The organism is Alkaliphilus metalliredigens QYMF (assembly GCF_000016985.1).
Taxonomy (GTDB): Bacteria; Bacillota; Clostridia; order Peptostreptococcales; family Natronincolaceae; genus Alkaliphilus_A; species Alkaliphilus_A metalliredigens.
Map to the genome: position 1 here is coordinate 672,081 of NC_009633.1, position 11,593 is coordinate 683,673.

The 11,593-nt window shown below is 41.2% G+C and carries 8 protein-coding genes; 5 read left to right on the forward strand and 3 right to left on the reverse strand.

Translation table 11 applies throughout. The annotated features are described in order from the left end of the window. The first annotated feature begins 16 nt into the window (after positions 1-16). Together AMET_RS03195 and AMET_RS03200 are read left to right on the forward strand one after the other, a co-directional pair. The gene (locus tag AMET_RS03195) at positions 17-1,660 is read left to right on the forward strand and encodes a NuoF family protein (protein WP_011971773.1); all 1,644 of its coding nucleotides are present in this window, start codon (positions 17-19) and stop codon (positions 1,658-1,660) included. A 91-nt stretch (positions 1,661-1,751) separates the two neighbouring features. Continuing rightward, entirely contained in the window at positions 1,752-3,500 is a 1,749-nt protein-coding gene (locus AMET_RS03200; RefSeq protein WP_011971774.1) for an NADH-dependent [FeFe] hydrogenase, group A6, read from the forward strand. A 111-nt stretch (positions 3,501-3,611) separates the two neighbouring features. On the opposite strand, the gene AMET_RS03205 is transcribed toward AMET_RS03200, so the two are convergent. The 3 genes from AMET_RS03205 to aroF form a co-directional block, all read right to left on the reverse strand. Continuing rightward, the gene (locus AMET_RS03205) at positions 3,612-5,582 is read right to left on the reverse strand and encodes a TRAP transporter permease (RefSeq protein WP_011971775.1); all 1,971 of its coding nucleotides are present in this window, start codon (positions 5,580-5,582) and stop codon (positions 3,612-3,614) included. 141 nt (positions 5,583-5,723) lie between these two features. Beyond that, a complete protein-coding gene (locus AMET_RS03210) occupies positions 5,724-6,713 on the reverse strand; it encodes a TAXI family TRAP transporter solute-binding subunit (RefSeq protein WP_011971776.1) in 990 nt (329 codons plus the stop codon). Between the two features lie 37 nt (positions 6,714-6,750). Next, positions 6,751-7,749: a 3-deoxy-7-phosphoheptulonate synthase gene (aroF, locus tag AMET_RS03215; RefSeq protein WP_011971777.1), complete on the reverse strand. Its 999-nt coding sequence runs from the start codon at positions 7,747-7,749 to the stop codon at positions 6,751-6,753. Positions 7,750-8,342: 593 nt separating this feature from the next. Here aroF and AMET_RS03220 point away from each other — a divergent pair. The 3 genes from AMET_RS03220 to pheA are packed head-to-tail and all read left to right on the forward strand — an operon-like array spanning position 8,343 to position 11,591. After that, positions 8,343-9,470, forward strand: coding sequence for a prephenate dehydrogenase (locus AMET_RS03220; protein ID WP_011971779.1), 1,128 nt, complete (start codon positions 8,343-8,345; stop codon positions 9,468-9,470). Beyond that, a complete protein-coding gene (gene aroA, locus AMET_RS03225; protein ID WP_011971780.1) occupies positions 9,454-10,731 on the forward strand; it encodes a 3-phosphoshikimate 1-carboxyvinyltransferase in 1,278 nt (425 codons plus the stop codon). Before AMET_RS03220 ends, aroA begins: the two co-directional genes overlap by 17 nt. A gap of 32 nt (positions 10,732-10,763) precedes the next feature. After that, positions 10,764-11,591, forward strand: coding sequence for a prephenate dehydratase (pheA, locus tag AMET_RS03230; protein WP_011971781.1), 828 nt, complete (start codon positions 10,764-10,766; stop codon positions 11,589-11,591). The last annotated feature ends 2 nt before the right edge of the window (positions 11,592-11,593 follow it).

An 11,593-nucleotide genomic window follows, 5' to 3' on the forward strand; every position in this document is an offset into this window, starting at 1 on the left:
TATTGGAGGGAAGTTAATGAAACAATACCGCTTACATATGTTGGTTTGCGCAGGAACCGCCTGTGAATCCCAAGAGAGTAAAGAGATCATTAAGAATCTAGAGGAAACATTAAAAGAAAAGGGATATGAAAAAGAAGTACAAATTGTTAAAACAGGATGCTTTGGATTTTGTGAGAAGGGACCCATTATTAAAATTCACCCGGACCATGTTTTTTATGTAGAGGTGAAACCAGAGGATGTTAATGAAATTGTAGAAGAGCATGTGATTAAGGGGAGAGTCGTCGAACGATTACTTTACGAGGAACCTGCCCTGGAACAGAAAATTACGCAGCAAGAAAAAATGTCTTTTTATAAAAAACAATTAAGACTGGCATTAAGAAATTGTGGTTTTATTAATCCAGAGAATATAAAGGAATATATTGCTGAAGATGGTTACTTAGCCTTGGGACGAGCAGTAAAAGAAATGACTCCAGAGGCAGTAATTGAAGTTATAAAGGCAAGTGGATTAAGAGGTCGGGGCGGTGGCGGATTTCCCACAGGAAGGAAATGGGAGCTAACCCATGGAAACAAAAATGATCTGAAGTTTATTATTTGTAATGCAGATGAGGGAGATCCTGGAGCCTTTATGGATCGAAGTATATTGGAGGGAGACCCCCATAGCATCCTTGAGGCAATGGCCATAGCCGGATATGCCATTGGTGCTGAAAAAGGATATATCTATATCAGGGCAGAGTACCCCCTGGCGATTCAACGGCTGAACATTGCCATAGAGCAAGCTAGAGAATATGGACTTCTGGGGGAGCGTATTTTTGATAGTGATTTCAATTTCGATATAGAACTGAAGTATGGAGCGGGAGCCTTTGTTTGTGGAGAAGAAACAGCACTTCTTAATTCCATAGAAGGGGGAAGAGGAGAGCCAAATGCCAAGCCCCCATTTCCTGCTGAAAGTGGTCTATGGGATAAACCCACCTGTGTTAATAATGTAGAAACACTGGCCAATATTCCACAAATTCTTTTGAAGGGTTCGGAGTGGTTTAGCCGTATTGGAACAAAGGATAGTAAGGGGACAAAGGTATTTGCACTGGCTGGAAAGGTAAATAATGTAGGGCTAGTGGAGGTTCCCATGGGGATCACCCTAAGGGAGATTATCTTTGATATTGGAGGGGGCATCAGGGACAATAAAAAGTTTAAAGCTGTACAAACAGGAGGACCCTCTGGTGGTTGTATTCCTGAAGCCTATCTAGATACCCATGTGGACTATCAAACCCTACAGGAGGTTGGCTCTATCATGGGATCAGGGGGAATGATTGTAATGGACGAGGATGACTGTATGGTGAATATTACAAAGTTCTACCTTGAATTTGCTGAAGATGAATCCTGTGGGAAGTGTACCCCCTGTAGAATCGGAAATAAGAGACTTCACGAAATATTAATTAGAATTACCAATGGCAAAGGAACACGAGAGGATTTACATAATCTAAAAAGTCTAGGAGAAATCATTAAGGATAGCTCTCTTTGTGGATTAGGCCAAAGCTCCCCCAATCCTATTTTGAGTACACTGGAATATTTTGAAGATGAATACAAAGCCCATGTGATGGATAAAACATGTCCAGCTGGGGTATGTGCTATGGGTAAGAAAAAGGCTAAGGCCACAACATAAAGTGAACTGGTTTCAGGAAGCTGAAACATCGGGGAGTCAGGCCCGAACCAGATAAGCCCGAAGATGAAATCTTGATAAAGGTGGTGTGAATTTGAAGGAATCAGTTAGTGTAACAATCAATGATAAAAAGGTAAAAGTGCCTAGAGAATATACGATTTTGAATGCAGCCATAGAGGCTGGGGTCAAGATCCCCACCCTATGCCATTTAGACCTCCACGACTTGAAAATGGTGAACCGAACTGCATCCTGTCGAGTTTGTATGGTGGAGGTGGCGGATAGTCCAAGGTTGGCTCCTGCCTGTGCAACACCAGTGAAGGATGGCATGATCATTCGGACAGATACCTATAGAGCGATAAAGGCTCGAAGAACATCGGTTGAACTACTATTATCCAACCATCCTACCGATTGTTTGATCTGTCAAAGAAATTTAAAATGTGAGCTGCAATCCCTTGCGAAGGAATTGAATGTTCGAGAAATACATTATTCGGGAAAACGAAACAAATATCATTTAGACACATCTAGCCAGGCAGTCATTAAAAATCAGGATAAATGCATTTTATGCCGAAGATGTGAAACGGCATGTAATGAGATACAAACCTGTGGTATTTTATCTGCACTAAACAGAGGATTTGATACAGTGGTGGGGCCTGCATTTAATTTGCCAATGGTGGAAACCTCCTGCACCTATTGTGGACAATGTGTTGCAGTGTGTCCAACCGCTGCATTGACAGAGGTGAATCATACCCGGAAGGTATGGAAGGCACTCCATGATCCAGATAAATATGTGGTGGTTCAAACTGCCCCAGCGATTCGAGTTGCCCTAGGAGAATTATTTGGTATGGAGGCGGGAAGCCTTGTAACTGGAAAACTGGCGGCATCCTTAAGGCGCCTAGGGTTTGATCAAGTTTATGATACGGATTTTGGCGCAGATGTCACCATCATGGAGGAGGCCAAGGAATTAATAGATCGATTGGAAAACGGAGGTAGGCTGCCGATGTTAACCAGTTGCTGTCCTGCTTGGGTAAGCTTTATTGAGCATCAGTTTCCTGACATGGTGGATATACCCTCTAGCTGCAAATCTCCTCATATTATGTTTGGAACCATAGCAAAGACCTACTTAGCTGAAAAAATGGGAATCGATCCTAAAAAGATGGTGGTGGTTTCGATTATGCCATGTGTAGCTAAAAAGGCAGAGGCAGCTAGGACGGAACTGAGTATTGATGATCACGATAATGTGGATATTGTCATTACCACCAGGGAGCTAGGGGATATGCTAAAGGAAGCTGGTATCGATTTTGATAAATTAGCAGATGAAGACTATGACCATCCCCTGGGAGAATCCACAGGAGCCTCTGTTATTTTTGGCACAACCGGTGGCGTCATCGAAGCAGCCATGAGAACAGCCTATGAGTGGATTACCGGAGAAGAACTAGAGCAAGTAGAATTCCACCAGCTTCGGGGAATGGATGGACTAAGAGAAGCCACTGTAGATCTAAAGGGACGAGAAATAAAAATAGGGATTGCCCATGGATTGGGAAATGCCAGACAGCTACTGGAGGATATTCGAAATGGTAAATCTGAATATCATGCCATTGAAATCATGGCGTGTCCGGGAGGCTGTATCGGTGGTGGTGGTCAGCCTTATCATTATGGTAATGATGAAGTGGTTAAGGCAAGACAACGCTCTCTTTACAAAGAGGACCAAGGAAAGAAAATCAGAAAATCCCATGAGAATCCTGAAGTCATCAAAATGTATGAAGAATATTTAGGAGAGCCTTTTTATGGTGAGTTAGCCCATAAATTATTACATACAAAATATACACCTAAGGAGAGAATATAATAGGAGACAAGATAAAAAACCTTCTTACGAAGGTTTTTTATCTTGTCTTTATGATTTTGATTGACTCTGATTGTATTCTAAAGCTTGAATTTTGAAATGTTTTTCTCTATTTCATTGGGGAATTTGTTCTTCAACAGAAGCAGAAGCTTCTTTTTTGTTGATTAGGGTTTGCCATACTAGGATTGTAATAAAGAATCCAAGGCCTACTAAATCATAATAAACAGATGGTTGAATGGTTAGATATGCTGTGATTAAAAGAATAGCTTGCTGAAGCAGGTTATTCTTAGTGATCAGCCACCTCTGAAGCACACTGGTTAAAGCGATAATGCCAACTGTAGCTGAAAGGGTAGCCATGACTGCTGGCCCGATACTAGCATCTTGTAAAAGTAGGATCGGGTTGGTGATAAAGAAGAAAGGAATAATAAATCCAGTTAACCCTAATTTCATGGCGATATATGACGTTTTGTTTTCATCAGCTCCTGATATTCCTGCTGCTACATAGGAAGACATGGCCACTGGTGGCGTTATGTTGGATAGTGATGCATACATCAGTACAAACATATGGGCTGCGATAGGAATTGCACCAGCTCTTATTAATACTGGTGCCGCCACTGCGGCTACAATTACATAAGCTGCTATTCCTGGAACCCCCATGCCCAGGACGATACTAATCAGCATGATAAGAATGCCACCTAAGAGTAACTGGCCTTCCCCTACAAACTGTGTGACTTCATATCCAAAGGTCAGACCTAACCCTGTCAAGGAGACTGTACCAACAACAATACCAATGATGACACATGCCACGCCTACACCAACAACGCTTCTAGCACCTTCATCAAGTGCTTGTAGAATGGTTCTAGGATACATTCGCGTCTCTTTCTTCAACCAACTGGCAACAATTGTAGAAAACATTGCAAATATAGCCGCATATAATGCTGTATAACCGAGGAATAGGATAATGATCAATGTGATTAAAGGTAAGCATAAATGTCCTCTTTGTTTAATCACTTCCATTGCCTTTGGAAGATTTTCTTTAGAAATGCCCCTTAGACCTTGCTTTTTTGCCTCAAAGTGTACGGCCAAGATAAGAGATAAGTAGTACAAAAAAGCAGGTATGGCAGCTGCAAACATTATTGTGACATAGGGTACACCTAAATACTCAGCCATAACGAAACCGACTGCCCCCATGATAGGAGGTGCAAATTGACCACCTGTGGAAGCCACAGCCTCAACAGCACCAGCAAAATCAGCTTTATATCCATTTTTCTTCATCAGAGGTATGGTGATTACTCCTGTAGTGGCCACATTGGCCAGCGCACTTCCATTAATCATTCCCATTAAAGCACTTGCAAGAACCGCTACCTTAGCAGGTCCCCCAGCGGTACCGCCGGCAACAGACAATGCTAAATCATTAATAAACTCACTAAACCCACTATATTTTAGAAAAACACCAAACAGGATAAAAACAAAAATAAATGTAGTGGAAACCCCTACGCCTACTCCTAAAATACCCTGACTGCCCCAAAACATATGTTGTACAACACGTCTCCAAGAAAAGCCCCCGTGTCCAAATGCCCCTGGAATGTATTGACCTAAAAAATTATAAAGAAAAAATATTGCTGCCAATACTGCTAGGTTTTTAACAACTCGCCTTGATACCTCAAAAACCAAAAGGATAGCAACGGATGCAATGATATAGTCCATGGGAAGAAGATAGCCGCCACGTAAAACAATATTTTGATAGTTTAAAAGTAGATATCCAAAGGATCCTATACTAAGGGCAATGCAGACAATGTCCCAAATAGGTGGTACGCTTCTCACTTTTTTTTCTTTGGAATAGGTAGGATATAATAAAAATGCCATGGTGAATAAGAAAATGATATGCCATGCTCTTAATCTAATTGCATCAAAAACTCCAAAACCAGTTGCATATAATTGAAATAAGGACCAGAATACTGCGATTATGGTGACGACTTTACTAAAGCTTCCTAAATAAACTCTTACTTTATATACATCTTCATTTTTTTCTAAAATTTCCTTTGCTTTACCTGTGATTTCCTCCTGTTTCTCTTCATTAAGCACTTGAAAACCCCCTTTTCTGATAAACTTATTAAGATTACCTTTTTAAAATGTACATAAAATGCCCGTCAAGGTGGGATTGGATTTAGTCCATTTCAACCTCTACAGGCATTTTAATGTATGATATTATAAATTAAGGTAAAGCTATTCTATTATTCCAACTTCTCGATAATATCTTTCTGCTCCTGGGTGTAGAGGCATGCCAGAGAGATCACTTGCTGCATTTTCAATTTTAATTTGCTCTACTATTCTGTGAGCATCTTTTAATGCAGGTTTATCTACATTTTCCCAGAAGGTCTTCATTAAGTCATAGATTAAATCATCGGATACCGATGCGTCTGCCATTAACATCATCTTAATTGCAACTGTATCAATGCCTTCAGTCTGGTTAGGGTAAGCATCTGCAGGTATGGTAAAACGTGAGTACCAAGGATAGTCATCCATTAAAGATTCAATTATGTCCTCATCCATACTTAAAAGAGCGCCATCGGCAGTGGATATCATTTCTGTTACGGCTGCAGTTGGAAGACCTGCCTGTATGTAGGCACCGTCTATTTGATTGTTTCTCATTAGATCAATCGCTTCAGTAAAACCAACAAAATGAGGTCGAATACCATCAGGATAATCGATACCGTATGCTCTAAGCAATACGCCTGTTTCAACTTCAACTGTAGAACCAGCTGCTCCAGGAGTAAAATTTTTCCCTTCTATCTGGGAAATATTTGTCACACCAGAACCTTTTCTCACAACAAATTGATTTGGGTTATAGTAGAGTCCTGCAATAATTCGCAGATCTTCATAGGGTCTACCTTCAAAGGTTCCTGTACCTTCTAAAGCTTCTAGCATAATACCTGAAGTGGCAAAACTAATCTGAGCATCGCCATCTCTCATCAGGTTTAAGTTGTGAACACCACCATCAGAAGCCTGTGAAGAAACCCTTACATTATCTAACTCAGTATTCCAAACATTGGCCATGGCAGCCCCTAATGGATAAAGGGTACCTGTAGTTGTTGCTGTTGGGAAATTGATACGCACAGTCTGATTCCCATCACCAGCCACATCGCTATTTCCTCCGCAGGCTGTTAATAGTACCAGCCCTAGAATTATCATACAAACAATACTTAACTTCTTCATTACTTTTCCCCCTTAGAATGTTGTGAATCATATATGATTATATTTTTGCTATTTTTTCGATTGACCTCATTAGGTGAGCAAATTTAGAGGGCTTCAAGGATTGTGCACCATCGGACACAGCCAACTCTGGTTGGTGATGAACCTCTATGATTAACCCATCAGCACCTACTGCAATGGAAGCCTTGGATAAGGGTTCCACCATAGACCATCTTCCAGCGGCATGGCTAGGATCAATAATAATGGGAAGATGACTTAACTCCTTAATTGCGGGGACAGCACTAATGTCTAATGTGTTCCTTGTGTAGGTTTCAAAGGTACGGATACCTCTTTCGCAAAGGATCACATTGAGGTTGCCTTCAGACATAATGTATTCAGCCGACATTAAAAGTTCTTCAAGGGTGGCAGACATTCCCCTTTTCAATAAAATCGGTTTATTAGATTTTCCCGCCCTTTTCAATAGGGGAAAGTTTTGCATATTTCGAGCGCCAATTTGTAAAATATCAGCATATTCCTCCACCACATCAAAGGTATCCTGGCACATAACCTCAGTGACAATGGGCATTCCCGTGGCTTCCTTGGCTTTTTTCAAAAGCTTCAGACCTTCTTCTTGCATTCCCTGGAAGCTGTAGGGGGAGGTTCTTGGCTTAAAGGCCCCACCTCTTAGAAATTGGGCCCCCTCTTTTTTGACAGCATGGGCGATGGTCATGAGCTGCTCTTCGCTTTCAACGGCACAAGGGCCTGCCATAATGGCAATATGCCCGCCGCCTATTTTGAAGCCATCTACATCAATAACCGTATCTTCAGGCTGGAAAAGTCGACTGGCTAATTTATAAGGGGACAATACCCTTATCAATTTTTCTACAGACTCATTTGCTTCGATTTGACCGGGGTTGATTCTTCTTGTATCACCAACTAAGCCTAATAGGCAGTGGTCATCTCCTTGGACTACATGGACATGGCATCCTAAACTAATCATCTTATTTTTGATTTTTTCGATTATTTCCTGTGGTGTCTTGGGTTTCATTACAATTACCATTTTTATTCCTCCTTTATTTTTAAAAAAAATTTAAGTGCTTATATATAAAAAAGGTGGATTCCTAAGAGGAATCCACCTGTATAACAAAGATTGAGGTATAGTTGTGAGTAAAACTATACGGGTATCCATTGTTGGCTGATTTTGTTCCTTAGAAAGAAATATTGTTCTCTATTATTTTTCCATGCAAAATAGCTGGCGCTAAAAAAGTAAAAGCCCCAGTAAAAGTTAAAATAATAGCGATTCAATTGACTATTCTCTCTAATGGTATTTAACATAGAAATCATCCCATCCTTCATCTTGTATTCATTATCCCCTAGCAAACTTAAAACATGCGTAGAAATTTACAGAATGTTTTAAAAGTGATTATATAGCGAAAAGTTCAGGGTGTCAACGAAAAAAATTTTAATAGTACGGAAAATATTTTAAGTGGGTATATGGGATAGAAGAAAAACCTGTTGAATTTGTTAAAAAATTGTATAGAGCAAAAAAACATTGCTTGACAATTATAGAAATATTCAGTAAAGTAGTTAATTAAAAATAAGATTACGTGAATTGCTTGCAGAAATCAATGTTGTACGAGGGGGTGAATGCTAATGATTCCGTTTCAGAGAGTGGTCATTATAGGTATGGGGTTAATCGGTGGGTCTATTGCATTGGCCCTAAGGAAGGCGGGATATGAGGGGGAAATTATTGGATGTGATTCATCACGGCAATCCTTGGAGGAGGCTGAAGCCATAGGAGCCATTGACCAAGGCTATCAAGACCTAGGGGAAGGCGTAAAAGAAGTAGATCTTGTGATTCTAGCCGTACCCCTTGGTTATTATAGGCAAGTCCTTAAAGAAATAGCTGAATCGCTTCCTAAGGATGTTGTTGTTACGGACGTAGGCAGTGTAAAAGGCTGTGTAGAGGAGATCATATCACAGGAGTTATCCCAAAGCATTCAATTTGTAGGGGGCCATCCCATGACAGGATCGGAAAAAGGAGGGTTCCATGCAGCCAGTCCTTTTCTCTATGAAAATGCCTATTACTTCCTCACACCCAATCCTTATACCAAGGAGGAAACCATTGAGGGACTAAAGGATTTTGTTAAGCTACTGGGAGCATTTCCTGTAGTGGTAGAGACCAAGCAACATGATGAGATTGTTGCCCTTATTAGCCATATACCCCATCTAGCAGCGGTTTTACTGGCAAATATGCTGGATAGGAAAAATAGTATTTCCTATATACCCTTTGTTGGTGGTGGATTTAGGGATACAACTCGAATAGCTGCAGGTAACCCGAAAATGTGGCAGGATATTTTTTTCTATAATAAAAAAGAAATTCTAGAGGGCATCGATACCCTTGGGGAAATGCTTCAGGAGTTCAAGGTGCTATTACAGGATGATGAATCAGAAGAAGTGCTAGAAAATTTACAAAGGGCAAAATTAATCAGAGATAGTATCCCACATACCTCTAGAGACTATATCCCTCCTCTCTACGATTTGATTATTGACGTGGGAGATCGACCTGGGGTTCTAGGAGAGCTTACCCAAATCATGGGTAAGAACAATATAAATATCAAAGAAATTGAAATTCTACATGCCAGAGAAGGGGAAACCGGAGCCATAAGAATTGCCTTGGCCTCCAAAACAGAAGAAGAAAAGGCGTTACATGTTTTAAAACAAGGGGGATTTTCATTAACCTATCGTAAAGGAGAGGGCCAAGATGTTGGTAACAAATAAAGTGGAGAAGTTAGAAGGAAAAATGACGGTTCCGGGAGATAAGTCCATCTCTCATAGGGCTATCATGCTGTCTAGTATTAGTAAAGGCACCAGCAGAGTGAAGGGATTTCTTCGGGGAGAGGATTGCCTCAGTACCATTAGTTGCTTTAGAGATTTAGGGATTGATATAGAAGACAGAGGCACTGAAATCATCATCCAGGGAAAGGGACTTCATGGTCTAAGTGAACCCTTGAATGTATTAGATGCTGGGAACTCTGGCACCACCATTAGACTCATATCTGGTATATTGGCTGGTCAGAAGTTTTTAACCATTGTGACTGGGGATGCCTCCCTAAGAAAAAGACCCATGGAGCGAATCGCCACACCCCTAAGAAAAATGGGAGCATTTATTGAAGGAAGAGATTATGGCAACCTAGCACCCTTAGTCATTCGTGGGGGGAACCTAAAGGGAATGGATTATGCTTCCCCTGTATCCAGTGCTCAAGTAAAATCAGCTATTTTACTGGCGGGACTTTATGGTGAAGGAGATACGATTGTCAGAGAAAAAATCACCTCACGTGATCATACGGAAAAAATGCTGAAGGGCCTAGGGGCTAATATCTCTACAGACCAAGGTGTGACTAGGCTAGGGAAATCAGAGCTCTACGGTCAATCAATAGAAGTACCGGGAGATATTTCTTCTGCGGCCTTTTTTATGGCCGGGGCAGCAGCGCTACCAGGCTCTTTCTTAATCACTGAAGGTGTAGGGCTAAACCCCACCCGTACGGGTATTATTGATGTGTTACGGGACATGGGAGGGGATATTGAAATCCATAACCTCCGACAAAGTGGTGGAGAAGAAATTGGGGATATCATGATTAGAGGAAAGAAGCTTTATGGGACTGAAATTGGTAAAGAGATAATACCTCGATTGATTGACGAAATTCCAGTGCTAGCCATCATTGCTGCTACAGCTGAAGGAAAGACCATCATTACCGGGGCAGAGGAGCTAAAAGTGAAGGAATCCAATCGGATTACGGCCATGGTAACCGAGATGCAAAAAGTTGGAATCAAGGTGACAGAGCTACCTGATGGTATGGAGATAGAGGGAGGACAGGTCATCACTGGAGGCAGGGTAGAGAGCTATGGGGATCATCGTATCGCCATGGCCATGGCTATATGTGGTTTGTTTGCCCAAGAGCCTATCAAAATAAATGACAGTCAATGTATCGATATATCCTTCCCGAACTTTGAAGAGAAATTAAAGGCCGTTGTTAGATAAATCAAAGATAGCGTTAGAAAGAAGGGGCTGAAATGAAGATAGGATATTTAGGGCCTGAGGGCTCCTATAGCTATACCGCAGCAAAGTGTTATGCTCCCCAAGGAACATTAATTAGCATGAGGGGCTTTAGGGAAATTATTCAGGGTGTAGAGAATGGAACAATAGAGGAAGGCATCCTGCCGATAGAGAATTCTACAGAGGGAGCTGTTACCCAAACAATGGATGCCCTTATGGAAACAGTGGATTCTAAAATCAAAGGAGAGCTGGTTCTTCAAATACGACATAATCTGTTGAGCTTAGGGGAAAGTATAGGAGAGATCAACTATGTCGCCTCCCATCCCCAAGCCCTTGAACAATGTCGCGAGTTTTTAGCAACTCATTACCCCCATGCGGTGTTAATTCCCAGTGAAAGCTCTTCGGCTGCTTGTCAAATGATAAAAGAGAAAGACCAGGCCTCTGCCTATGCAGCCATTGCCAACAGCTGGGCAGGGGAGAACAATGGACTAAAAACCCTTTGCAAGGATATACAGGATAATAAAAATAACCAAACCCGCTTTATTATCATAGGAATAGAAGATACAATAACTACAGGTAATGACAAAACTTCTATTGCTTTTTCCTTTCATGAGGATTACCCTGGGAGCCTGTATGGCATCTTAAGGGAGTTCGCCCAGGAAAAAATAAATTTAACAAGAGTGGAATCCCGTCCGGCCAAAGCAGAGCTAGGGAAATATATTTTTTATATTGATTTCAATGGTCATGGAGAGGATCAAAAGTGTAAAAGCGTGTTAGAACGTATCAGAAAAGAAGTCAATAAATTCAAGATTTTTGGGTCCTATCCCATAGGTAGGGTTTACTAAGG

Excerpts from the sequence above, each read along its gene's own strand:
- AMET_RS03195 (WP_011971773.1), top strand. The coding sequence starts at position 17 with ATGAAACAATACCGCTTACATATGTTGGTTTGCGCAGGAACCGCCTGT.
- AMET_RS03210 (WP_011971776.1), bottom strand. The coding sequence starts at position 6,713 with ATGAAGAAGTTAAGTATTGTTTGTATGATAATTCTAGGGCTGGTACTA.
- aroF (WP_011971777.1), bottom strand. The coding sequence starts at position 7,749 with ATGGTAATTGTAATGAAACCCAAGACACCACAGGAAATAATCGAAAAA.
- AMET_RS03220 (WP_011971779.1), top strand. The coding sequence starts at position 8,343 with ATGATTCCGTTTCAGAGAGTGGTCATTATAGGTATGGGGTTAATCGGT.
- aroA (WP_011971780.1), top strand. The coding sequence starts at position 9,454 with ATGTTGGTAACAAATAAAGTGGAGAAGTTAGAAGGAAAAATGACGGTT.
- pheA (WP_011971781.1), top strand. The coding sequence starts at position 10,764 with ATGAAGATAGGATATTTAGGGCCTGAGGGCTCCTATAGCTATACCGCA.